At 63.4% G+C, this 23,963-nt stretch carries 21 protein-coding genes; 8 read left to right on the top strand and 13 right to left on the bottom strand.

The features are described from left to right. Nucleotides 1-59: 59 nt before the first annotated feature. From coaA to hisB, 7 genes are read right to left on the bottom strand one after another with little or no spacing between them, the layout of a single operon-like run. Nucleotides 60-1,055 carry a type I pantothenate kinase gene (gene coaA / locus AC0C6X_RS07360; protein WP_173517991.1) on the bottom strand — a complete coding sequence of 332 codons (996 nt, stop codon included), beginning with the start codon at nt 1,053-1,055 and terminating at the stop codon, nt 60-62. Then, entirely contained in the window at nt 1,052-1,375 is a 324-nt protein-coding gene (locus AC0C6X_RS07355; RefSeq protein WP_173517992.1) for a phosphoribosyl-ATP diphosphatase, read from the bottom strand. Before AC0C6X_RS07355 ends, coaA begins: the two co-directional genes overlap by 4 nt. 15 nt (nt 1,376-1,390) lie before the next feature. Then, on the bottom strand, nt 1,391-2,167 hold the full coding sequence (gene hisF, locus AC0C6X_RS07350) for an imidazole glycerol phosphate synthase subunit HisF (RefSeq protein WP_173517993.1): 777 nt from the start codon (nt 2,165-2,167) through the stop codon (nt 1,391-1,393). A 4-nt stretch (nt 2,168-2,171) separates the two neighbouring features. After that, a complete protein-coding gene (hisA, locus tag AC0C6X_RS07345) occupies nt 2,172-2,909 on the bottom strand; it encodes a 1-(5-phosphoribosyl)-5-[(5-phosphoribosylamino)methylideneamino]imidazole-4-carboxamide isomerase (RefSeq protein ID WP_472952352.1) in 738 nt (245 codons plus the stop codon). Between the two features lie 28 nt (nt 2,910-2,937). Continuing rightward, nucleotides 2,938-3,588: an imidazole glycerol phosphate synthase subunit HisH gene (gene hisH, locus AC0C6X_RS07340; RefSeq protein WP_247959307.1), complete on the bottom strand. Its 651-nt coding sequence runs from the start codon at nt 3,586-3,588 to the stop codon at nt 2,938-2,940. Next, nucleotides 3,588-4,058, bottom strand: a complete 471-nt coding sequence (locus tag AC0C6X_RS07335) for a DUF2628 domain-containing protein (RefSeq protein WP_173517996.1) — start codon at nt 4,056-4,058, stop codon at nt 3,588-3,590. The genes hisH and AC0C6X_RS07335 overlap by 1 nt, the downstream gene beginning before the upstream one ends. A gap of 24 nt (nt 4,059-4,082) precedes the next feature. Then, entirely contained in the window at nt 4,083-4,691 is a 609-nt protein-coding gene (gene hisB, locus AC0C6X_RS07330) for an imidazoleglycerol-phosphate dehydratase HisB (RefSeq protein WP_429818721.1), read from the bottom strand. Nucleotides 4,692-4,984: 293 nt separating this feature from the next. Here hisB and hslV point away from each other — a divergent pair, with 293 nt between their 5' ends. The 5 genes from hslV (at nt 4,985) to AC0C6X_RS07305 (ending at nt 9,962) form a co-directional block, all read left to right on the top strand. After that, the gene (gene hslV / locus AC0C6X_RS07325; RefSeq protein ID WP_173517998.1) at nt 4,985-5,542 is read left to right on the top strand and encodes an ATP-dependent protease subunit HslV; all 558 of its coding nucleotides are present in this window, start codon (nt 4,985-4,987) and stop codon (nt 5,540-5,542) included. After that, a complete protein-coding gene (locus AC0C6X_RS07320; protein ID WP_173517999.1) occupies nt 5,532-6,053 on the top strand; it encodes a GNAT family N-acetyltransferase in 522 nt (173 codons plus the stop codon). Before hslV ends, AC0C6X_RS07320 begins: the two co-directional genes overlap by 11 nt. After that, nucleotides 6,050-7,354, top strand: coding sequence for an ATP-dependent protease ATPase subunit HslU (gene hslU / locus AC0C6X_RS07315; protein WP_173518000.1), 1,305 nt, complete (start codon nt 6,050-6,052; stop codon nt 7,352-7,354). Before AC0C6X_RS07320 ends, hslU begins: the two co-directional genes overlap by 4 nt. 194 nt (nt 7,355-7,548) lie before the next feature. Further along, nucleotides 7,549-8,493: a DUF1402 family protein gene (locus AC0C6X_RS07310; RefSeq protein ID WP_247959306.1), complete on the top strand. Its 945-nt coding sequence runs from the start codon at nt 7,549-7,551 to the stop codon at nt 8,491-8,493. A gap of 74 nt (nt 8,494-8,567) precedes the next feature. Next, entirely contained in the window at nt 8,568-9,962 is a 1,395-nt protein-coding gene (locus AC0C6X_RS07305) for a cytochrome P450 (protein ID WP_173518002.1), read from the top strand. Here AC0C6X_RS07305 and AC0C6X_RS07300 read toward each other — a convergent pair. Further along, entirely contained in the window at nt 9,916-10,545 is a 630-nt protein-coding gene (locus tag AC0C6X_RS07300) for a hypothetical protein (protein ID WP_472952351.1), read from the bottom strand. The two genes, AC0C6X_RS07305 and AC0C6X_RS07300, sit on opposite strands and share 47 nt — an antisense overlap. Nucleotides 10,546-10,691: 146 nt before the next feature. On the opposite strand from AC0C6X_RS07300, the gene AC0C6X_RS07295 reads away from it, so the two are divergent. Both AC0C6X_RS07295 and AC0C6X_RS07290 read left to right on the top strand, forming a co-directional pair. Further along, on the top strand, nt 10,692-12,695 hold the full coding sequence (locus tag AC0C6X_RS07295) for a hydantoinase/oxoprolinase N-terminal domain-containing protein (RefSeq protein WP_472952350.1): 2,004 nt from the start codon (nt 10,692-10,694) through the stop codon (nt 12,693-12,695). Between the two features lie 205 nt (nt 12,696-12,900). Then, the gene (locus tag AC0C6X_RS07290) at nt 12,901-15,072 is read left to right on the top strand and encodes a malate synthase G (protein ID WP_173518005.1); all 2,172 of its coding nucleotides are present in this window, start codon (nt 12,901-12,903) and stop codon (nt 15,070-15,072) included. A 124-nt stretch (nt 15,073-15,196) separates the two neighbouring features. Here the strand turns inward: AC0C6X_RS07290 and AC0C6X_RS07285 are convergent, their stop codons facing one another. Both AC0C6X_RS07285 and AC0C6X_RS07280 read right to left on the bottom strand, forming a co-directional pair. After that, the gene (locus AC0C6X_RS07285; RefSeq protein WP_472952348.1) at nt 15,197-17,131 is read right to left on the bottom strand and encodes a HAMP domain-containing methyl-accepting chemotaxis protein; all 1,935 of its coding nucleotides are present in this window, start codon (nt 17,129-17,131) and stop codon (nt 15,197-15,199) included. Between the two features lie 275 nt (nt 17,132-17,406). Then, nucleotides 17,407-18,096, bottom strand: coding sequence for a L,D-transpeptidase (locus AC0C6X_RS07280; protein WP_472952347.1), 690 nt, complete (start codon nt 18,094-18,096; stop codon nt 17,407-17,409). A 182-nt stretch (nt 18,097-18,278) separates the two neighbouring features. Between AC0C6X_RS07280 and AC0C6X_RS07275 the strand changes: the two genes are divergently transcribed. Further along, complete coding sequence (locus AC0C6X_RS07275; protein ID WP_173518008.1) at nt 18,279-18,809, top strand: MmcB family DNA repair protein; 531 nt, start codon at nt 18,279-18,281, stop codon at nt 18,807-18,809. A 62-nt stretch (nt 18,810-18,871) separates the two neighbouring features. On the opposite strand, the gene AC0C6X_RS07270 is transcribed toward AC0C6X_RS07275, so the two are convergent. The 3 genes from AC0C6X_RS07270 to hrpB form a co-directional block, all read right to left on the bottom strand. Beyond that, the gene (locus AC0C6X_RS07270) at nt 18,872-19,456 is read right to left on the bottom strand and encodes an ActR/PrrA/RegA family redox response regulator transcription factor (protein WP_472952346.1); all 585 of its coding nucleotides are present in this window, start codon (nt 19,454-19,456) and stop codon (nt 18,872-18,874) included. A gap of 182 nt (nt 19,457-19,638) precedes the next feature. Then, entirely contained in the window at nt 19,639-20,946 is a 1,308-nt protein-coding gene (locus AC0C6X_RS07265; RefSeq protein WP_247959300.1) for an ActS/PrrB/RegB family redox-sensitive histidine kinase, read from the bottom strand. Between the two features lie 34 nt (nt 20,947-20,980). Next, nucleotides 20,981-23,440, bottom strand: a complete 2,460-nt coding sequence (hrpB, locus tag AC0C6X_RS07260) for an ATP-dependent helicase HrpB (RefSeq protein WP_472952344.1) — start codon at nt 23,438-23,440, stop codon at nt 20,981-20,983. Nucleotides 23,441-23,963: the final 523 nt, after the last annotated feature.

The following is a 23,963-nucleotide window of genomic DNA, read 5'->3' as shown; positions in this document are numbered from 1 at the left end:
CGGAGAAAGTCCAGGAAAAGCGCGTAGCGGTTTTCCATTCGGAATTGCGTAATGATGACCTACAGCTTCCTGAGAGCCACCTTTTCCGTCAGGTGGTTCGGACCCTTCTGCAGGATCAGGTCGGCGCGCGGGCGCGTCGGCAGGATGTTCTGGTGCAGGTTCTTCAGGTTGATGTTGTGCCACAGGCCCTCGGCAATCGCGCGGGCGGCATCCTCGCTGATCGTGGCGTAGCGATGGAAGTAGGATTCCGGGTTCTTGAAGGCCGTTTCGCGCAGCCGCATGAAGCGGTTGACGTACCAGCTATGGATCAGGCTCTCCTCGGCATCGATGTAGATCGAGAAGTCGAAGAAATCCGAGACCATCGGCACGATCTTGCCGTCGGCCGGAAGGTTGCGTGACTGCAGGACGTTGATGCCTTCGAAGATCAGGATATCCGGACGGTCGATGACCGTGAACTGATCCGGCAGCACGTCATAGGTCAGGTGCGAATAGCTGGGCGCCTTGACGTTGGGTTGTCCCGCCTTGATCGCCGACAGGAAGCGCAGCAGCGCCCCGACGTCGTAGCTCTCCGGAAAGCCTTTGCGATCCATCATGTTTTCGCGCTGAAGCACGGCATTCGGATAGAGGAAGCCGTCGGTCGTCACCAGATCGACCTTCGGGCTCGACGGCCAGCGCGACAGGAGCTGCGCGAGGATACGCGCCGTGGTCGACTTGCCAACGGCAACCGACCCGGCGATGCCGATGACGAAGGGCGTCTTGGTTTCGTCCGACATGCTGAGGAAGCGCTTGCGCTGCTCGAAGAGCATCTGCGACGATTCCACATGGGTGGAAAGCAGGCGCGACAGCGACAGATAGATCTGCCGGACCTCGCGGAGGTCGACCGGGTCGTTCAGCGAGCGCAGCCGCTGCACTTCGTCGGCAGTCAGCGTCAGCGGCGTGTCGGCGCGAAAGCGCGACCATTCCTCGGCGGTGAAGAAATGATAGGGCGAATAGTCTCGCTTCTGCGGATTGTCCGGCAAGTCGGCCGCTTCGATGTCTTTCGCCGCTATCGTCATGGATTCTGCCGATTTGCCTTTTCCTGCAGGCCGGATTGTTTCGTTCGCCGCGCAAGTTCGTTCAGCACATCCTGTAACGGAATGTCGGCGATGTTCAATACGACCATCAGATGATAGAGCAGATCGGCGCTCTCGGCGACGAGATTCGCGCGGTCGTTGCCGACGGCCGCGATCACCGTCTCGACCGCCTCTTCCCCGAGTTTCTTGGCCGCCTTCGGCTGGCCGCTCGCCACCAGTTTTGCCGTCCAGGATTCGTCCGGCGCTGCCTTCGCGCGTGTCGCGACGATGGCCTCGAGATCGGAAAGTGTGAAATCAGCCATGGAGGATCCTGAAGCTCAGTCGAGGCGCATGGCGATGCCATGCTCCGCCATATAGCGCTTGGTTTCGCCAATGCTATAGGTGCCGAAGTGGAAGATGGAGGCGGCGAGCACGGCGGTTGCGTGGCCGTCGCGGATGCCAGCGACCATGTGGTCGAGCGTCCCGACGCCGCCGGACGCGATGACCGGTGCACGAATGGCGTCGGCGACCGCGCGGGTGAGCGCGATGTCGTAGCCACTTTTCGTGCCGTCGCGATCCATCGAGGTCAACAGGATCTCGCCAGCGCCGAGGTCGACGACGCGGCGGGCAAACTCGATCGCGTCGATGCCGGTCGGCTGCCGTCCGCCATGGGTGAAGATTTCCCAGCGGTCCGCTTCGCCGTCCTTCGATACCTTCTTGGCGTCGATCGCAACGACGATGCACTGGTTGCCGAACTTGTCGGCCGCTTCCGCGACGAACTCCGGGTTCTTCACGGCGGCGGTGTTGATCGACACCTTGTCGGCGCCGGCGAGCAGCAGCTTGCGGATATCGGCCACCTGGCGCACGCCGCCACCGACAGTCAGCGGCATGAAGCACTGCTCGGCCGTGCGGGCGACCACGTCGAAGATCGTCTCGCGATTGTCCGAGGAGGCCGTGATGTCGAGGAAGCAGAGCTCGTCGGCGCCGGCGGCGTCATAAGCGCGTGCCGCTTCCACCGGATCGCCGGCGTCGATCAGGTCGACGAAGTTGACGCCCTTGACCACACGGCCGTCCTTGACGTCGAGGCAGGGAATGACACGGGCTTTGAGGGTCATGGTTTCACGCCTTTCTCGCGGCGCGGATCAGGTCCAGCGCCTCCTGCGGGTCGATGCGGCCGTCATAGAGCGCGCGGCCGGAAATGGCACCTTCGAGCTTGCGTGCGTCCGGTGCGACCATGCGGCGGATGTCGTCCATCGAGGCGAGGCCGCCCGAGGCAATCACCGGAATGGAGACCGCGTCCGCGAGTTCCAAGGTCGAGGCCCAGTTGATGCCGGTCAGGATGCCGTCGCGGTCGATGTCGGTATAGATGATCGCGGAGACGCCGGCGCCCTCGAATTTCTTTGCAAGCTCGATGACGCCGAGCTCGGAGGCCTCCGCCCAGCCCTCGACGGCGACCTTGCCGCCCCTGGCGTCGATACCGACGGCGACCTTGCCGGGGAACTTGCGGCAGGCCTCGATGACGAGCGCCGGATCGCGCACGGCGACCGTGCCGAGGATGACGCGGGCGAGCCCGCGCGTGAGCCAGTTTTCGATATGCTCGAGCGTGCGGATGCCGCCGCCGAGCTGCACAGGGTTCTTGGTCGCCTTGAGGATGGCGTCGACGGCCGCGCCGTTGACCGTCTCGCCGGCAAAGGCGCCGTTCAGGTCAACCACGTGCAGCCATTCGAAGCCTTGTTCTTCAAAGGCAAGGGCCTGGGCCGCCGGGTCGGGGTTGTAAACCGTCGCCTGGTCCATGTCGCCAAGCTTCAGGCGCACGCATTGCCCGTCTTTCAGGTCGATCGCGGGAAAAAGGATCATAGGTCTGTCCAATCAGTCGTGCGAAAGCTCAGGGCTTCCAGCGCAGGAAATTCGAGATGAGGGCGAGGCCGAGTGCCTGGCTCTTTTCCGGGTGGAACTGCGAGCCGGCCTTGTTGCCGTTGGCGACGAAGGCCGTGACCGGACCGCCGTAATCCGCCTCGGCCACCACGTCCTCGGCGTTCTCGGCCGCCAGGTGGTACGAATGCACGAAATAGGCATGCAGACCGGTTTCGCCAACCCGGATGCCGTCAAACAGCGGATGTTCGCGCTTGAGCTTCAGCGTGTTCCAGCCGATCTGCGGGATCTTCAGCGACGCGTCGGAAGGCGTCATTTCGACGACGTCGCCCGGGATCCAGCCGAAGCCATGGGTGATGGTCTTTTCGAGCCCGCGCGAGGACATCAGCTGCATGCCGACGCAGATGCCGAGGAACGGCCGCCCCGCCTGCTCCACCGCTTCAGTCAGCGCCTGCTCCATGCCGTCGACTGCGGCAAGGCCGCGGCGGCAATCGGCATAGGCGCCGACACCCGGAAGCACGACGCGGTCGGCGCTCGCCACCCGTTCCGGCTTGTCGGTAAGGTCGATCTCGGCCGAAATGCCGGCTTCGCGAGCGGCTCGTTCGAAGGCTTTGGTGGCCGAGCGCAGGTTACCCGAGCCGTAATCGATGATGGCGACGCGCATCAGCGTTCTCCGTAGGAATCAAAAAGGCCGAGACCCGGACCGCCGTTCGAGGGCTTGCGCGCGGTCCAGTCGGCCGGGGAGGGTGGGGTCGGCTTCGTCTCGCTCGAAGCCACGCTCGTGAAGTAGATCTCTTCGGCCGCCGCCAGATTGGGTGCCGGAACGATCGAACGCAGCGTCCAGTCGCGGGCCGTCAGGCTGCGCGCCACCAGAACCGGTCCTTCGAGCGCGACGAGCAGCCGCAGAGCGAACTGTACCAGCACCGATGCGAGGAAACCGCCTGCGACACTCGAGAGCGAGATTAACGAAATTTGCAGAATGGCAACTGCGATTCCGATTACCCATTGCCGCTTGGCGAGAAGCCAGAGCGCCGGGAAGAGAAAGGCCGTCCAGGAGAAGCCATCGGCAACAAAGCGCGCACGCTCATCGTCTGCGTGCGCACCCGGTGGGGTCAGGATCATGTAAGAAGCCATGGATCTCAGCCAGTGACTGGCCGCTTAGGCAAGGGTCCCCTTGGTTGAGGGAACGCGGCCGGCCTGGCGCGGGTCGATTTCGGTTGCGGTGCGAAGCACGCGGGCGACGGACTTGAAGCAGGTCTCGGCGATATGATGGTTGTTGGCGCCGTAGATGTTCTGAATATGCAGCGTAATCCCGGCGTGCTGGGCGAGCGCCTGGAAGAATTCGCGCACGAGTTCCGTGTCGAAGGTGCCGATCTTCGGCGAGGTAAAGGTCACGTTCCAGACGAGGAACGGCCGGCCGGAAACGTCGACCGCCGCGCGCGTCATCGTCTCGTCCATGGCGAGGTCGAGCGAGGCGTAGCGGGTGATGCCGCGCCGGTCTCCGAGCGCCTTGGCAATGGCCTGGCCGATGGCGATGCCGGTATCTTCGACCGTATGGTGGTCGTCGACATGCAGGTCGCCATCCGTCTTGATCTCCATGTCGATGAGGGAATGGCGGGCGAGCTGGTCCAGCATATGGTCGAAGAAGCCGACGCCGGTCGAAATCTTGGCGATTCCGGTGCCGTCGACGTTGACCGATACGGATACCGCGGTTTCGTTGGTCTTTCGCGAAACCTGTGCGGTGCGGCTGGACGTGGCTTCTGCCATCGGGCTCTCCTGTATGCGCCAGTGCGATGAGGAAAGTCCGTGCGGTCTCCTCGTCTCGCGCTCGCTTGCGATCTGGCCGCTCCTTATCAGGCAAATGCCCAAATATCCAGAACTTGAGCGCTCGATTCGAGTCATCCGACACCGGGCCCCGAATGAGGATTGTGCCTGCGGGCAGTTGCCATTTGCAAATGTGTCTGCCGTACTTACATAGGCCTCAAGCAACCAGGCTCGTGTCACGAGCCGCAACGCCCCCAAGTAAACGCCCTAAGTATCAGGGGCTGACAGGTATCTTCATGAGTGAACACAATCCCTACGGAACGATGCATGCGACGACCATCATCACGGTACGCAAGGATGGCAAGGTGGTGATGGCCGGTGACGGCCAGGTGAGCCTCGGCCAGACCGTGATGAAGGGCAATGCCCGCAAGGTGCGGCGCCTCTCCAAGGGCGACGTCATTGCCGGCTTTGCCGGCGCGACCGCCGATGCCTTCACGCTTCTGGAAAGGCTCGAGGCCAAACTTGAGCAATATCCGGACCAGCTCATGCGCGCGGCCGTCGAGCTTGCCAAGGACTGGCGCACCAACAAGTATCTGCGCAACCTCGAAGCGATGATGCTGGTTGCCGACAGGTCGATAACGTTGGCGATCACCGGCAACGGTGACGTTCTCGAACCCGAGCATGGCACGATCGCCATCGGTTCCGGCGGCAACTACGCCTTGGCTGCGGCGCGCGCCCTGATGGACAGCGACAAGTCGGCCGAGGACATCGCCCGGCGGGCGCTGCAGATCGCCGGTGACATCTGCGTCTATACCAACCACAATATCGTGGTGGAGACGCTGGATGCCGAATGACCGGCCGCATGTCAGCTTCGTGCCGGTGGCCGATGGTCACCTCTCGATGCTGCATGCCTGGCTGAGCGAACCGCATGTGCGGCAATGGTGGGGCGACCCGGACAAGGAAGTGGAGCTGATCCGCGAAGGCTGCGCGACCGGAGAAGTGGAAGGCTTCATCTTCCACCTGGCCGACAAGCCGGCCGGTTACATCCAGTCCTGGACCCCCTCGCAATATGACGAGGAGCCCTGGGCAAGGGATCTGCCGGCTGATGTGCCCGGCGTCGACATCTTCATTGGCCCGCCGGAGATGACGGGCAGGGGCGTCGCGTCGCTCGTCCTGAAAGCCTTCGCCGGAAGGCTCTTTGCCGCTGGCGCTTCGCGAATCGTGATCGACCCCGATGCAGGCAACCGCAGAGCCGTCAGTGCCTACACCAAGGCCGGCTTCGTGCCCTACGCAGAATGGATAGATGCGTCCGGTCGCACGCTCCTGATGGAGCTGACACGGACCGAGTTTGAGAGGACTAGATGAGTACGTTTTCACCCAGAGAGATCGTGTCCGAGCTCGATCGCTACATCATCGGCCAGAAGGATGCCAAGCGCGCCGTGGCCATCGCGCTTCGCAACCGCTGGCGCCGCCAGCAGCTCGGCGACGAACTGCGCGACGAGGTAATGCCGAAGAACATCCTGATGATCGGCCCGACCGGTGTCGGCAAGACCGAGATTTCAAGGCGCCTGGCCAAACTCGCCGGCGCACCCTTTGTCAAGGTTGAGGCGACCAAGTTCACCGAAGTCGGCTATGTCGGCCGCGACGTCGAGCAGATCGTGCGTGACCTCGTCGAGGTCGGCATCGGTCTAGTGCGCGAGAAGCGCCGCGCCGAAGTCAAGGCCAAGGCCCATCAGAACGCCGAAGAGCGCGTGCTCGACGCGCTGGTCGGCGCAACCGCGTCGCCGGCGACGCGCGATAGCTTCCGCAAGAAGCTGCGCGCCAACGAGCTCGACGACAAGGAGATCGAGGTCGACCTCGCCGACACCGGTACACCCGGCGGTTTCGAAATCCCGGGCATGCCGGGCGCCAATATCGGCGTGCTGAATCTCTCGGAAATGTTCGGCAAGGCACTCGGCGGCCGCACGAAAAAGGTCAAGACGACGGTCAAGGCATCCTATGACCTGCTGATCAATGACGAATCCGACAAGTTGCTCGACAATGAGCAGATCCAGCGCGAGGCAGTGAAGGCGGTCGAAGACGATGGCATCGTCTTCCTGGACGAGATCGATAAGATCGCCTCGCGGGAAGGCGGCATGGGGGCGGGCGTGTCACGCGAAGGCGTGCAACGGGACTTGCTGCCGCTCGTCGAAGGCACGACGGTTGCGACGAAGTACGGGCCGGTCAAGACCGACCACATCCTCTTCATCGCCTCCGGCGCCTTCCACGTGGCCAAGCCCTCGGATCTCCTGCCGGAATTGCAGGGCCGCCTGCCGATCCGCGTCGAGCTTCGTGCACTGACCAAGGAAGACTTCCGCCGCATCCTGACGGAAACGGAAGCCAGCCTCATCCGCCAGTACAAGGCGCTCCTGGACACGGAAGAGGTCAAGCTCGACTTCACCGACGACGCGATCGACGCGCTCGCCGACGTGGCCGTGCAGTTGAACGCCACAGTCGAGAACATCGGCGCCCGCCGATTGCAGACGGTGATGGAGCGCGTGCTGGACGAGATTTCGTTCAATGCGCCCGATCGCGGCGGCCAGGAAGTGACGATCGACGCCGAGTATGTGCGCAAGCATGTCGGCGATCTCGCCGCCAACACCGATCTGTCGCGCTACATCCTGTGACATTTCGGTCGAAGGCGCAGGCAAACGCCCGCAACCCTGAATATGCAGGCGCCTGTCTCTCGACAGGCGCCTGCATATTTTCTAACACGGACGCGGGAATTGATCGTGGTCCGGGCATTTTTCCGACATGATCTTGGCGTAGGAGCCGCGCCGCCGACCGAGGCCGCCTCCACCATTCACAGGAAGAAGAGATCGTGCGTTTCACCGCCTGCATGCTCGCTATCGCCACGTTTTGCCTGACCGCAAGCCAGTCAATCGCGGCGACCGCCGTTCCGCCGGGAAACCGCAACGTCGAGCAGCCCGGTATTCCCGGCGCTTCCGTGCGCCGCACCAAGGCCGGCCGCACCTCCTTCGACGCCAAGTTCGAGAAAGTCCGCGATCTCTTGGCGACCGACAAGCAGCTGATCAGCAAGATCAAGTCCGTCTCGCGCGCCTATGGCATCGCGCCGATCCACATGGTTGGCGCCATCGTCGGCGAGCACACCTATAATGTCGATGCCTATGACCGGCTGCAGTCCTATTACGTCAAGGCGGCCGCTTACGCCGGCAACAGCTTCCAGTTCGGCTATGACGGCGAAACGGTTGCCGAATTCGTAACCCGGCCGCAATTTGCCGAATGCGGCGCCAAGAAGGGCGCCTATGCGCTCTGGAGCTGCCGCGAGCGCGTCTGGGACAATGACTTCCGCGGCAAGTCGGTCGGCGGCAAATCCTTCCCGAACAACCGCTTCAGCGCCGTTTTCTTCCAGCCGTTCTTCGCCGGCCAGACCTTCGGGCTCGGCCAGATCAACCCGCTGACGGCGCTGATGCTGACCGACATGGTCGCGAAGACCTCTGGCTACGACCGTCTCGACGAGAACAATGCCGCCGGCGTCTATGAGGCGATCATGGATCCGGACGTCTCGCTCGCCTATATGGCGGCCTCGATCCGCCATTCGATCGACGCCTACAAGTCGATCGCCGGCCTCGATATTTCCGACAATCCCGGCATCACCGCGACGCTCTACAATGTTGGTGATCCTGACGGCCGCGCTGCGGCCCTCGCCGCCAAGATCCAGAGCGGCCAGGCGCAATGGCCAGAGGAAAACTATTACGGCTGGCTCGTCAACGACAAGCTTGCGGAGCTCGAAAAGCTGCTGTGATTCACGTGAAGCACTTTCCTTGATTGCGCCGTAAAAACCTGAAATCATTGGCGCAATCGAGAAAGGCAATCACCATGGACATGCGTCCGGAGCCCTTCGAACCGCCGGCTCCCGTTCCTCGAGTGGGCATCCCTTCCTATCTGAAGATCATCAGGACAGTCCTACGCAATCCACTCGAACTGTGGGGCGAGCCGTCCTACACCTTGCCCTGGATCGAGACGAAGTTCGTCACCCAGCGCACGCTGATCGTCAACGATCCCGGCCTCATCCGCCACATCCTCGTCGACAATGTCGGCAACTACGAGATGTCGAAGGTTCGCCGGCTGATCCTGAGACCCATCCTGCGCGATGGCCTGTTGACGGCCGAGGGTGAGGTCTGGAAGCGTTCGCGCAAGGCCATGGCGCCGGTGTTTACGCCGCGCCATGCCAAGGGCTTCGCCGGCCAGATGTTGCGCAGATCCGAGGATTTCGCTGAGCGTTACGCCGGCGCCAAGGCGGCCCCGTTCATGACCAACATCGCCAATGACATGACGGAGCTCACTTTCGACATCCTCGCCGAGACGCTGTTCTCGGGGGAGGTCGCCGTCGAGCGGGACGGGTTTGTCCAGAGCGTCGAGGAACTCCTGCACCGTATGGGGCGCGTCGATCCGATGGATATCCTGCTGGCGCCGGAATGGGTGCCACGCCCGACGCGGATCGGCGGCAAGCGGGTGATGAACCGCTTCCGCTCGATCGTATCCGAGACCATGGCGCTTCGGCGCCGCAAGATGGTGGAGGACCCCGAAGGCACGCCGAAGGATTTTCTGACCCTGCTTCTGGAGATCGAGGGCAGCCAGGGCCTTTCGACCTCCGAGATCGAGGACAATATCCTGACCTTCATCGGCGCCGGGCACGAGACGACCGCCCGCGCGCTCGCTTGGACGCTCTATTGCATCGCCAACACGCCCGCCTATCGCGAGACGATGGAGGCCGAAATCGATGCCGCGATCGCGAGCGGGGCCGAGCCGGTCGAATGGCTCGGCCTGATGCCGCATGTGCTTGCCGCCTTCGAGGAGGCGATGCGACTCTATCCGCCGGCGCCGTCGATCAACCGCGCTGCGATCGAGGAAGACGAGTGGACCTCTCCGACAGGCGAGCGGGTGCGCATACGCAAGGGCATCGCGGTGCTGATCATGCCCTGGACCTTGCACCGCCACGTGCTCTACTGGGACAAGCCCCGCGCCTTCATGCCCGAGCGTTTCCTGCCGGAAAACCGTGAGAAGCTTCATCGTTACCAATATCTGCCCTTCGGCGCCGGCCCGCGCGTCTGCATCGGCGCCACCTTCGCCCTGCAGGAGGCAGTGATCGCGCTCGCAGTGCTGATGCACCGCTATCGCTTCGACCCGACCGAGGAGACGAAACCCTGGCCGGTGCAGCGGCTCACTACTCAACCGCGGGGCGGGTTGCCGATGAGGGTGTCGGCTCGCTGAAGGTCTTGCCCGGGATCGGCGACTGGACCGAGCGCACCGGCGAATCGGCCGGTTTCGGTTGCTGCAGTTGTTTCGACGGCTTCTTGATCGTCTTGATCTGGGCGCAGGTGGCGTCGCCGACATTGTCGCACGGCTTGTAGACGACGATCTCGCTTCCAGCGCCATCATCCCAGACCGCCTGGATCGTCAGCGACTTTGCGGTGTCCGCCGGCAACGAGATATAGACATACTCCGCCGTCTCGTCGGCCGGCAGGTTGAAGGGGATCTGCGGATTGCACTTCGCCAGCGGGAAACGCCGGTCGAGCGCGTCCGAATTGATCGAATAGCGGATTTCCGATAGCCGGCAATGCATCGTCTGCAATGCGGTGAAATAGATAAGCTGCCGGTCATCATAGTTGCGGAACTGCACCCACCCGGTCTGCTTGTTGGCGTCGAGCATCGCCTTGTAGATCGCGACGTCGGGAAGTTGCGGCTTGTATTCTTCTTCCTCCGCGTCTTGCGCCTGGGCGAGGTTCAGCGGAAGCCAGATGAAGGCGACCGACAGGAGCCGGACGAGAACAGACGGACGGCGGATTTCGAACATGGTGTCCCGATCTTTTGATCCGTGTCGCCCAGTTGATCATCGATGTCCGCGGCACGATGGTTTTCTCTTGAAATATGTCATATCACCGCATCGATCCCCATTGAACCCGGGGCCTTGCGCCCCGCGCGAATTCCGGACTGCGCCAATTGACCTCTCATTTTCTTCTCGGCATCGACACCGGCGGCACCTATACCGACGCCGCTCTCTTCTCGGAGACGCAAGGGGTCGTCGCCAAGGCCAAGGCATTGACGACGCGCCATGACCTCGCGGTCGGTATTTCCGGCGCGGTCGAGGCGGTACTCGATCAGGCGAAAGTGCCGGTTTCGGCGATCAGCATGGTCTCGCTGTCGACGACTCTTGCCACCAATGCGCTCGTCGAAGGGCAGGGCGGTCGCGCCGGCTTGGTGATGATCGGCTTCGGCCCTGACGATCTGAAGCGCGACGGTTTGCTGGAGGCGCTCGGCTCCGATCCGGTGATCTTCCTGCCCGGAGGGCACAATGTGCACGGCGGCGAAACCCCGCTCGACATGAGCGAGCTCGACGCTGCCCTGCCGGTGCTCGCCGGACAGGTTTCTTCCTTCGCCATTGCCGGCTATTTCGCCGTCCGGAATCCGGATCACGAAAAGCGCGTCCGCGACCGTATTCGCGAAGTCTCGCATTTGCCGGTAACCTGCAGCCATGAACTGTCCTCGAAGCTCGGGGGCCCGCGCCGCGCCTTAACGACGCTGCTCAATGCCCGGCTGGTGTCGATGATCGACCGGCTAATCGGCTCCTGCGAAGGTTTCCTGAAGGCGCGCGGCATCGACGTGCCGATGATGGTGGTGCGCGGTGACGGCGCCCTGATCTCGGCGGAAGAAGCGCGCCTGCGCCCGATCGAGACGATCCTTTCCGGCCCGGCGGCGAGCCTCGTCGGCGCAAGGCACCTGACCGGCCTCGACAACGCCGTGGTTTCCGATATCGGCGGCACGACGACCGACGTCGCGGTTCTCGAAGGCGGTCGGCCGCGGCTTGACGCCGAAGGCGCCGTCGTCGGCGGCTTCCGCACCATGGTCGAGGCGGTGGCGATGCGGACCTATGGCCTCGGCGGCGATTCGGAAGTGCGCATCAACGACCGCGGCCTGAAGGCGAAGCTCGACCTCGGCCCGCGCCGGCTGATGCCGCTCAGCCTGGCGGCCGCCCTGCATGGCGATGCTGTCATCTCGGTGCTCGAAAAACAGATGCGCGCCCAGCACAGCGGGCGCCACAATGGCCGATTTGCAGTCCGCACCGGTCTGCCGGACTATCTCGCGAGCGGCCTGCAGCCGCAGGAGCAGGCACTTTACAAGCGAATCGGCGCCGTACCCGTTGCGCTGGAGACGCTGCTGGTTTCGACCCCGCAGAAGGCAACGCTCGATCGCCTGGTGGGGCGTGGCCTCGTCCATATCTGTGGTCTTACGCCGTCGGACGCCATGCATGTGCTTGGCAGGCAATCGCAATGGAACCTCGAGGCGGCGGAGCTTGGCATTCAGCTTGCGGCGCGCACCCGCGACGGCTCCGGCCAACCGATCGCGTTCTCGCCGGAAGCGATGGCGCAGATGATCGTCGACCGCCTGACGCGGCAATCCTCCGAAGTCATCCTGCAGGCCTGCCTTGGCGAAGATGGCGCCGGTGCCATCGATCCCGCCGTCTCGCAGGCCGTCGACCGCGCGCTCACCCGCACGCCGGGCATCGTGCGCTTCTCGCTCGGTCTCGACCGTCCGCTCGTCGGCCTCGGTGCTTCGGCGCCGGTCTATTACCCTGATATCGCTAAGATGCTCGGGACGGAAGCCGCCATTCCCGAGGAGGCCGGCGTCGCCAATGCCGTTGGTGCCGTGGTCGGCCAGGTCAGCGCTACGGTCACGGTCTTTGTGACGATGCCCGAGGAAGGCATCTTCGTCGTCAACGGCGCCGGGACCAGCGAACGCTTTATCGATCAGGAACAGGCCTTCGATGTCGCCCGTCGGCGGGCCGAGGCGGTGGCGCTGGAAACGGCGCGCACCAATGGAGCGGACGATCCCGCATCGCTGCTGCGCGAGGAAATCGACGCACCGGAAGTCGAGGGCAGCCGCAAGCTGATCGAGGCCCGGTTCATTGCGTCCGCCAGCGGCCGACCTCGCATCGCCCACGGCTGATCTTTTCCATTCCGGAAACAATTCTTCGCATCCTTGCAGAATTGACAGGGAATGAATTGGTGAGAAACTGCCGCCGTTTCACGCGCGCATTGCGTATGGGCTGGTCCGCGATCGGCTTCAGGCGCAAGATCAACACATGTCGGGGCGTTCATCGCATCCCTTGGGAGCGGTAGCGCTCCTCTCGTCTATTTCAAGGAGCTGGCAGATGGACCGCATTGAGAAGTTTGGGTTGAAGATAGATGCGGGTCTCCATCGCTTTCTGGTGGAAGAGGCGATGCCGGGTACCGGCATCGATGCCGAGCACTTCTTCGAGCAGTTCTCCGCCCTCGTGCACGACCTGGCGCCGACGAACCGGGCGCTGCTCGCCAAGCGCGACGATCTCCAGGCCAAGCTCGATGCCTGGTACAAGCAGAACGGCGCACCCAGCGACATCGAAACCTATCAGGCCTTCCTTCGAGATATCGGCTATCTGCTGCCGGAAGGCGGCGATTTCAGCGTTTCGACCGCCAATGTCGATCCGGAGATCGCGACGATCGCCGGCCCGCAGCTCGTCGTTCCCGTCATGAACGCGCGCTATGCGCTCAATGCCGCCAATGCGCGCTGGGGCTCGCTCTATGATGCGCTTTACGGCACGGACGCGATTTCGGACGCCGATGGCGCGGAAAAGGGCCGCGGCTACAATCCCAAGCGCGGCGCCAAGGTCATCGCCTGGGCGCGCGATTTCCTCGATGCCAGCGCACCGCTGGCAAAGGGAAACTGGGCCGACGTCAGCTCGCTCAAGGTTGCGGGCGGCGCGCTGACGATCGGGCTCAAGGACGGCTCGAACACGGTGCTGCGCAATGCGGCCCAGTTCGCGGGTCATTCCGGTTCGGAAGGCGCGCGGTCGGAGATCGTTCTCCGGCACAACAATCTGCATGCGATCGTCGTTATCGACACCTCCACGCCGATCGGCAAGGAGGATCCGGCCGGCATCTCCGATGTCATTCTCGAATCGGCGATCACCACGATCATGGACTGCGAAGACTCGATCGCCGCCGTTGACGCCGAAGACAAGGTCGTCGTCTACCGCAATTGGCTCGGCCTCATGAAGGGCGACCTCGAGGAGGAAGTTGCCAAGGGCGGCAAGACCTTCATCCGCCGCCTCAACGCCGACCGCACCTATGAGGCAGCAAGCGGCGGTACGCTGTCGCTCCCCGGCCGCTCGCTGATGCTGGTCCGCAATGTCGGCCACCTCATGACGAATCCGGCTATCCTTGATCGTGACGGCAAGGAAGTACCCGAGGGCATCATGGATGCCATGGTCACGGCCCTGATCGCCCTGCATGATATCGGTCAGGACGGCCGGGGCATGAACTCCCGCGAAGGGTCCATGTATGTCGTCAAGCCGAAGATGCATGGACCGGAAGAAGTCGCCTTCGCCTGCGAGATCTTCGCGCGCGTCGAAAAAGCGCTCGGCATGCCCGCCAACACCATGAAGATGGGCATCATGGACGAGGAGCGCCGCACGACGGTCAACCTCAAGGAATGCATCCGCGCCGCCCGTGAGCGCGTCGTCTTCATCAATACCGGCTTCCTCGACCGCACCGGCGACGAGATCCACACCTCGATGGAAGCAGGCCCGATGATCCGCAAGGGCGACATGAAGCAGGCCGCCTGGATCGCGGCTTACGAAAACTGGAACGTCGATATCGGCCTGGAATGCGGCCTCTCCGGCCATGCCCAGATCGGCAAGGGCATGTGGGCCATGCCTGACCTGATGGCGGCGATGCTCGAGCAGAAGATCGCCCACCCGAGGGCCGGCGCCAATACCGCCTGGGTTCCGTCGCCGACCGCCGCGACACTGCACGCGACCCACTACCACCGCGTCAATGTCGCCGAAGTTCAGGCAGGCCTGAAGAACCGGAGCCGCGCCAAGCTCTCCGACATCCTGTCGGTGCCGGTCGCGACCCGGCCGAACTGGACGCCGGAGGAAATCCAGCGCGAACTCGACAACAACGCTCAAGGCATCCTCGGTTATGTCGTGCGCTGGGTCGACCAGGGCGTCGGCTGCTCGAAGGTTCCCGACATCAACAATGTCGGCCTGATGGAAGACCGCGCGACGTTACGTATTTCCGCCCAGCACATGGCCAACTGGCTGCATCATGGCGTCGTCACCGAGGGCCAGGTCGTCGATACGATGAAGCGCATGGCCGCCGTCGTCGATGGTCAGAATGCCGACGACCCGCAATATGTGGCGATGGCTGGCAACTTCGACGGCTCGATCGCCTTCCAGGCGGCGCTCGACCTCGTTCTCAAGGGGCGCGAGCAGCCGAACGGCTACACCGAACCGGTCCTGCATCGCCGCCGGCTGGAGCTGAAGGCGCGCAACGCCGCCTGATTGGCCGCTGACGTCTCAATATCAATGCAGAGCCGTGTGTTCGTTCGACCGCACGGCTCTGTTTTTTCATGCGCGGTCCCGGCTTAGATATACGCCTCGTCTAGTCGTCTCCGCCGGACGAGGTCTAAAATTCGGCCCAGCCGTCTGTGGCGAGCGCGGCGTTGCCCTGTGTCGCGTAGGCGGCTGGCCGCCGCGTTGCCTTGGCAACGGGCCGAGCCTGATCGCGGCTTGCGGCTGGAGCGGCTACCGGGGCAGGGGGCCTCGATTCGGCCTTTGCCTGCGTCTCGCCGGTGAGGATGAAGCGTCCGATCAGGTTGCGCAGATTGGTGCCCTCCTGCGCCAGGGTGGCGGAGGCGGCATTGGCTTCCTCGACCATCGCCGCGTTCCGCTGCGTCACCTGATCCATCTGGTTGACCGCCGTGTTGACCTCGCTCAAGCCCACAGATTGTTCCCGGGCGGACGTGGCAATCGCGGCCATATGTTCGTTGATGGTGATCACATGCGCCTCGATCGTCTGGAGCGCCTCGCCGGTGTCGCGCACCAGACGCACGCCGTTTTCGACCTCCTGGCTCGATGTGCGGATGAGATCCTTGATTTCCTTAGCGGCCTTGGCCGAGCGTTGGGCGAGTTCGCGCACTTCCTGGGCAACAACGGCAAAGCCCTTGCCCGCTTCGCCGGCCCGCGCCGCTTCGACGCCGGCGTTCAGCGCCAAGAGGTTCGTCTGGAAGGCGATCTCGTCGATCACGCCGATGATGCTGGAGATCTGGCTCGACGATTCTTCGATCCGCCGCATCGCCTCGACGGCATTGGCGACAACGACGGCGGACTGGGCCGCGCTGGTCTTCGCTTCGCCGGCGACATCGCGCGCCTCCTCCGTCCGTCTGGAGGAGTTGCTGACATTGGCGGTGATCTCGTCGAGTGCCGCAGCCGTCTCTTCGAGCGACGCGGCCTGCTGTTCGGTCCGTTTGGATAGATCGTCGGCACTTTGGCTGATCTCACGCGTACCCATGCCGATGTTCCCGGCGCTGTCGGCGACAGCCAGCAACGCGTCGTTCAACTGTTCGGCTGCCTTGTTGAGGTCATGCCGCAACTGCTCGAATTCTGCGGCGAAAGGCTCATGCAGCCGGACGGCGAGATCGCCATTGGCAAGCCGCTGCAGCCCGCCGGCGAGACCGGCGGTCGCTTGCGTCAGCCGCTGCTGCGCGTCCTGTTCCGCCTGTCTTTGTACGCGAATGCGCTCGGCTTCGCTGGTGCGGCGAGTCTCTTCCGCCTCCGCCTGCAGCCGCAGATTCGATCGCGCGGCCTCGCGGAAGGACTGGATGGCGCGGGCCATGTCGGCGATTTCGTCCTTGCCGTTCACCGGCTCGTCGGCATCTTCGACGTGGCCGTCGATCAGCCGGCGCATGGCGGCGATCTGGCGGCCGAGCGGTCCGACGACGCCGCGCAGCACGACAAGGAAGGTGCCGGCGGCAAGCCCCATGACGAGAACGATGATGGCAATGTTGAGCGTCTGCACCGTCTCGAACTCGCGATGCTTGGCTTCAAAGGCCGTGCCGGAAAGTTCGACCTGCAGGTCCGAGATCTCGGAGATCGTCGCCGTCAACGGATCGATCGTCGCGTAGAGCTTGTCGCGCACGAACGTGTCGAGTGCCTTCTGGTCCTTGCTGGACAGAATTTGGGTGAGCGCCGTGATCGAATCCATTGCAACGACCATCTGGTTCCGGGCGTTGTCGACGAGTCTCCGTTCCTCGTCGGTCATTGAAGTCGCCGCATAGGCATCCCAGTTGGTCTTGATCGTCTCCCGTGCGGCATTGACCGAGGCAAGCCCGCTCTCCATCGATTCGTTGCCGTTGCGAACCTTATGGGCGGCGTCGACGATCGAGACTGCAAAGGCGTCGGAAGTCGCCTTGAGGTTCTTTAGCGGCACGATGCGATCGGCATAGACCGCATCCATCATGTCGCTGGTTTTCAACAGCGTGCTCTGGCTGTAAGTGGCGATGCCGATGGCAATGGATGATAGAAGCGCAATCGCGCCGATAAGCTTGGTCTTGATCAGCATGCCAGTCCTCCCGAGCGGAATTTCTTGGGCACACTGTTTCTTTTGTTTAGATAACGCTTACTTAATAAGCGGCTGAATTTAAGTCGAAATAGAACTTTTTCGCGTCACATTGCTCGGTTTTCGCGACCCTGATTTGAGGGTGTTTTCGAACAGCAACTGTGCGTGGCTGGCAAGCTGCGTTGCAGTATCGTAACGCCGGCAAATGGTGGTTGAGTGTCGACGCAAAAAAGCCGCCGACGGGTGTCGGCGGCTTCGGATGCGCTGGTGTGATTCGGTTACTGCTGGACGACAACCCGGGCGTTCTTGCCGGGGCGAACGCGCGAATAAAGATCGATGATGTCCTGGTTGATCAGGCGGATGCAGCCCGACGATGCGGCGGTGCCGATCGAGGACCATTCCGGCGTGCCGTGCAGACGGAACAGCGTATCCTTGCCTTCGTCGTTGAAGAGGTAGAGCGCGCGGGCGCCGAGCGGGTTCTTGAGGCCGGGACCCATGCCTTCCTCGACATATTTCGCGACTTCCGGCTTGCGCTCGGCCATTTCCTTCGGCGGATGCCACATCGGCCATTCCTGCTTCCAGGCGATGTAGGCTTCGCCTTCCCATGCAAAGCCGGCCTTGCCGACGCCGATGCCGTAGCGCACGGCCTTGCCGCCGGGCAGTACGTAGTACAGGAAGCGATTCGGCGTGTTGACGACGATCGTACCGGGGCGTTCGCTGGTGGTGTAGTCGACGATCTGGCGATGGTAACGGCTGTCGACCTTGTTGATCGGAATGGCCGGCAGCGCATAGCCGTGATCCTCAACTGCGCCATATTCGCCGTTAAAGATCTGATTCGTAGCGATCTTTTCCGCTACGGGAGCAGGTTCGTTGGCAGCAGTCTCGGGCTTGGACGACGTCGTCGAGCAGCCGGCAACGGCCAGTGTCGCCGCGAGGCTGCACAAGAGGAAGGCATTGCGGAAGCGCATGGGGGTCTCTTAAAAAGAAGCGAAGTAAAACTGGGTCGCCGCGACCAACAGTGAGACCGGTTATTTTCGATTAGTTTGTGCTATGCAAGAGATTGCGCGGCCACAATTTGGCTAGAAAGTGCAAATTCCATGACGCTTGCTTTTTTGCAACAAAATCGCCGGCTCAAAGGGAGCCCGGACAGATGACAATCCTCTCCATCCATGGCGACAACCCTCTGATTGACGGTCGTCAGTCGAATCGCGCGATGATGGTGCGCCGCGGTGTACAGCGGCTTTTTGCCGAACTGCGCCATTCGGTGCTGCCCGAGTTGACGCTCGCGAGCGGAAGGCGCGCCGATCTGATCTCGCTGTCGGCCAAGGGCGAGATCTGGATTGTCGAGATCAAGACCTCGATCGAGGATTTTCGAATCGACCGCAAATGGCCGGAGTACCGGCAGCATTGCGACCGGCTGTTCTTCGCAACCCATGCCGGCGTGCCGCTGGACATCTTCCCAGAGGAGTGTGGCCTATTGCTTTCCGACGGTTACGACGGACACCTCGTTCGCGAGGCGCCCGAGCACAAGCTGCCGCCGGCCACGCGCAAATCCGTCTTGCAGCTCTTTGCCCGCACGGCGGCGCAACGGCTGATGCTGGCCGAATGGGCGGCCGAGCGCAATGGCGAGCTCGGTGATTCGATCGGCGACATTCTCTCCGGCGGCCGCGACGGTGGCTGATCCCCGAGCAATCCCCGTAGTGCGAAGCGGTTCTCCGCCCCGAATCGGTTGAGGCGCTTTACCTATTTCGGCGCGCGCTTGGCGAGAATGCGCTGCAGCGTGCGGCGATGCATGTTGAGCCGGCGTGCCGTCTCCGACACGTTGCGCTCGCACATCTCGTAGACGCGCTGGATGTGCTCCCAACGCACCCGGTCGGCCGACATCGGGTTCTCCGGCGGCTCGACGCGCTCGCCCTGGCGCTGAACGAGCGCCGCGAAGATATCGTCGGCATCGGCCGGTTTGGCGAGATAGTCGACAGCGCCGAGCTTCACGGCGTTTACGGCGGTGGCAATGTTGCCGTAGCCGGTCAGCATGATCATGCGCGTGTCGTCGCGTCGCCCGCGGATCGCTTCGATCACGTCGAGGCCGCTGCCATCGCCGAGCCTCAGGTCGATGACGGCGTATTTCGGCGGCTTGCCCTTGGCCTTGGCGATACCTTCCGCGACCGATTCGGCAATGTCGACGGAAAAGCCGCGGGCTTCCATGGCGCGGGCCAGGCGCCTGAGGAAGGGCGCGTCGTCGTCGACGAGCAGCAGGGTGCGGTCCGGTCCGATCAGTTCGGCGTCCTGTGCGGGTGTGCTGGGCGAAGCTGTCGATTTGTCAGTCATTCTGGCAATCCTTGAGCGAAAACCTGCGCTTTCGCCGAGATTATAGGGTTCTTCTACAGCGCCGCGCGTCGTAGAAGACGCGCAAAGGTCGCTGTAGCACTTTGAATTACTGCATAATCTTGGCTCTAAATCGATTCCGATCCAAAATTATGCGGCAGCCTCGTTCAATAAACTGCGAAATGTCATTTCGCCAGTTTCGTATCCATCAGGGCGCGCGGCCATTCGACGCTGACCCGGGCGCCCGGCCTGTCCGGTCCGCCGTTTTCGAAGCGCAGGCGCGCGCCCGAACGTTCGAGCAGCGTCTTCGCGATAAAGAGGCCGAGCCCGAGGCCGCCGGCGCTGTCGTCCTTTTGCCGGCGCGTCACATAGGGTTCGCCGATGCGTTGCAGGATATCCGGGGCGAAGCCGTCGCCATCGTCCTCGATCGTCACTTTCACGCGGTCGGCCGTATGCTCCACGGTCACCGCCACTTCCTTCTTGGCATAGTCGACCGCGTTTTCGAGCAGGTTGCCGAGCCCGTAGAGAATGCCGGCATTGCGATTGCCGACCGGCTCAGTGGTGCGGTCGCCCTTCTCGATGAGGTTGATGTGGATGCCGAACTCGCGATGCGGCGCCATCACCTCTTCGATCAGCGAGGACAGAGGCAGCAGCCGCATGTGTTCCTCGCTCTCGGAGGAGAGCGTCGTCAACCTTTTGAGAATATCCCGGCAGCGCTCGCTCTGGCTGCGCAGCAGATGCACATCCTCGCCGAAACGCGGATCGTTGCCGAGTTCGCGCTCCATTTCCTTGGCGACGACGCTGATCGTCGCAAGCGGCGTGCCGAGCTCATGTGCCGCCGCCGCCGCAAGCCCGTCGAGCTGCGACAGGTGCTTTTCCCGCTGCAGCACCAGTTCGGTTGCCGTCAGGGCCTCCGAAAGTTCGCTCGCTTCCAGCGAGACGCGGTAGGTATAGAAGGCGGCAAAGGCGGTCATCGAGACGATCGCGAACCAGATGCCGGCGGTCAAAACCCGCGGCATCAGGAGAACCGTGCCGGGATACCAGGGCAGCGGGAAGGGCGAGAAGGCAAGCGCAGTGATCGCGATCACCGCGAGACCGGCGAGGATGATGCTGTGTGATTTCGGCTGTGATGCCGAGGAGATGATGACGGGAACGCAGAGCAGCGGTGCGAAGGGATTGGTCAGCCCGCCGGTGATGAACAGCAGCCCGGTGATCTGCGCGAGGTCGAGGCCCAGCAGCGCGAAGGCGGCCGGGGGCTGCAGCCGATGCGTCGGCGGATAGCGCAGCGTCACATAGGCATTGACCAGTGCGAGGCTCGCGATCAGCACCAGGCAGGAAATCAGCGGCAGCGGAAACTGCAGCCAGAAAGCCGTGATGAGGACGGCGATCGACTGGCCGCCGACGGCAAGCCAGCGCAGGCGAACGAGCGTCTGCAAGCGCAGGCTTCGGTTGCTGGTCTGGTCGTTGTTGTGTTCGAGCGCAACTGTGGTCATTCGTGCCTGCATTCCGGTCGTCGATTGTGCTGTTTCATGTACCACGCGGCTTTGCCCGTGTCGTCGGCGTCGCATTGGCCGGATCTTCGGGCCATGGATGTTTCGGATAGCGGCCGCGCATGTCCGCGCGCACGTCGCGCCAGGAGCCCGCCCAGAAACCGGGCAGGTCGCGCGTTGTCTGGATTGGGCGATGTCCGGGCGAAATCAGTTCGAGCAGCAGCGGCAGGCGGCCGTCGCCGATCGCCGGGTGGGTCTTGAGGCCGAAGAGCTCCTGCACGCGAATCGACAGAAGCGGCTCGTCGCCATCATAGTGGATCGGGTGCCTTTGCCCGGTTGGCGCCTCGAAATGCGTCGGCGCAAGCTTGGCGAGTTCCCGCTGCCGCTCGTGCGGAATGAGGGAGAGCAGGCCGTCCGACAGGTTGGACGCCTTGATGTCGGCGATGGCGGTGACGCCATGCTGGAAGGGCACGAACCAATCGTCGAGGCGGTCGAGCAAGGCCTGATCGGAGACATCCGGCCAGGGCTCGCCGATCGAGCGGTTGAGGAAGCCGATGCGGTCGCGCATCTGCATCGCCTCCTTTGAGAAGGGCAGAACCGCAAGGCCGAGCTGGCGCACGCCATCGGCAAGTGCGCGCGCGGCGGCTTCGCCGGTCGGCCTGGCGAGTGGCGCCTCCTCGAAGATAATCGCGCCGAGCCGCGTCACGCGACGTGCGCGCACCTGCCGGCTCTGCCGGTCGAAGAAGCTCTGGTCTTCGCGGGTGATCGCCTCGGGCATATGCGCTTCGACCTCGGCCCGCGTCAGTTCGGCGGCCGCCAGCACCCGCTGGCCACCGGCACGGCCGGTCAAGTCGGCGATGACCAGCATCGGCGCGGCCGCCAGCCGTTCCGTCTCCGGGATCTCCGCGCCGCGTCCGTTTGCCATCACGAATCGGCCGCGGCCGCCGCGCTGAAGTGCAATGCGATCGGGGAAGGCGTGCATCAGCAGGGCGCCCGGCTGGATCGGTTCGCTCGATCTTGGTGCGCCCTTCAGCTCGGCCGCCATGCGGCGCGCGAGATTGCGCGAGGCCTCGGCGCGGTCGCCGCGCTCCTGGCGAAAGCGACGCAGCCGATCCTCGAGATCGATGCCGTTGCCGCCGAGGCCCTGTTCGGTGAGCATCACCGCGAGCAGGCACGCGGCCTCGGCCTGGCCCTCTTCGGTCGCGGCGACCGCCATCGCCGCCAGGCGTGGGGGCAGGGCCAGATCGCGGATCTTGCGACCTTTTGCCGTCAGTGCGCCGGCCTCGTCCAGTGCGCCGAGTGCGGTCAGCAGTTTCCGTGCTTCCGCAAGCGTCGTTTCCGGCGGTGCGTCGATGAAGGCAAGCGTCGTTGGATCGCTGACGCCCCAATGGGCGCAGTCGAGCAGTAGGCCCGACAAGTCGCTGGCGAGAATCTGCGGCGGCGTGAAGGCAGCAAGTGCCGCCGTCTGGCCGCTGTGCCAGAGGCGGATCGCAATGCCGGGCTCCGTCCGTCCGGCACGGCCGGCGCGCTGGTCGGCGGAGGCCCGCGAAACCCGCACCGTCTCCAGTCGGGTAATCCCGGTCGCCGCCTCGAACACCGGCAGGCGCTGCAGGCCGCTGTCGACGATGATGCGCACGCCGTCGATGGTGATCGAGGTTTCGGCGATCGAGGTGGCGAGCACGATCTTGCGGGTGCCATTTGGCGCCGGACGGATCGCCGCATCCTGCTCTTTCTGGGTCAGGTTGCCGTAAAGCGGTACGATCGCGGTGCCGGCATCGAAGCGATCCTGGAGCCGCGTGGTGACACGGGAGATCTCTGCCTGGCCGGGCAGGAAGGCGAGGATGGAGCCGTCTTCCGTGCGATGCGCCTCGACAATGGCGCGCACCATGGCATCTTCGACACTCTCGCCGCCGCGATCCTGGTAGCGAATGTCGATCGGATAGCTGCGGCCCCGGCTCTCTATGACAGGCGCGCCGCCGAGCAGCCCGGCGACGCGTTCGACATCGAGCGTCGCCGACATGACGATGATCTTCAGATCGTCGCGCAGTGCCGCCTGAACGTCGAGTGCCAGTGCGAGGCCGAAATCCGCGTCGAGCGAGCGTTCATGGAATTCGTCGAACAGCACGGCCGCGACGCCCTTGAGTTCCGGGTCGTCGAGGATCATGCGGGCGAACACGCCTTCGGTCACGACCTCGATGCGCGTCTTGGCCGAGATGCGGTTGTCGAGGCGCATGCGATAGCCGACGGTTTCGCCGACCTTCTCGCCGAGCAGCTCCGCCATGCGGCCCGCTGCGGCCCGTGCTGCCAGCCGTCGGGGCTCGAGCAGAATGATCTTGCCGCCCTTTGCCCAGTCCTGTTCGAGCAGGAAGAGAGGGACGAGCGTCGTCTTACCGGCGCCGGGCGGGGCCGAAAGCACCACGGAGGGGCCTGCGGTCAGTGCATCTGCCAGTGCGGGCAGCGCCTCGCGAACCGGAAGCGCAGGTAGCTGTGTCGTCACGTCTGGATCTCCGCCCCTATGTGAATCATGGCGCCACGTTCGGCCGGCCGCATCCGCCGGCTCGCGCTCACCCGTGTTGGTTGGTCTGTCCCGCTGCATGGATCGTCATGTCGGGCAGGGCGAACATTTCGCAAGTACGGCAATTGCCTAGCCAAGGGCAAGGCGTGGCGCGTCTGTAGGCGTGCTCGCGGGGCGCTTGCCTGCCGAGAGATCAATATCTGACGACCGAGAGAGCCCCTGCTGTCTATATGTAGAGAGGCTCACTTTGAGGGGCAATTTTGATCATGTGAAGCGGCCATCAGGTTTTTGACCATCCGATCAAAGATTCGCGCTGCGGATTGGGGGCTCTAAATCCCCCGAATTTATCAACAGTAGAAATTATTCTTTAGAATCAAGATGTTGTAGAATTTTGAAGTTTTTTTGAAAATGTCTGTTGACGTGTGAGAGGGGGTGGGTCTATAAGCCCGATCACTGACGAGGGCGGCGGCGCTGCTGGCGACGACGACCTTCGCTCTAGAGTTTC

The sequence above is a fragment of the Ensifer sp. VA4 genome (genome assembly GCF_055710065.1).
The sequence above is the reverse complement of the archived record's forward strand: the minus strand, read 5'-3'. Positions and strand labels throughout refer to the sequence as shown.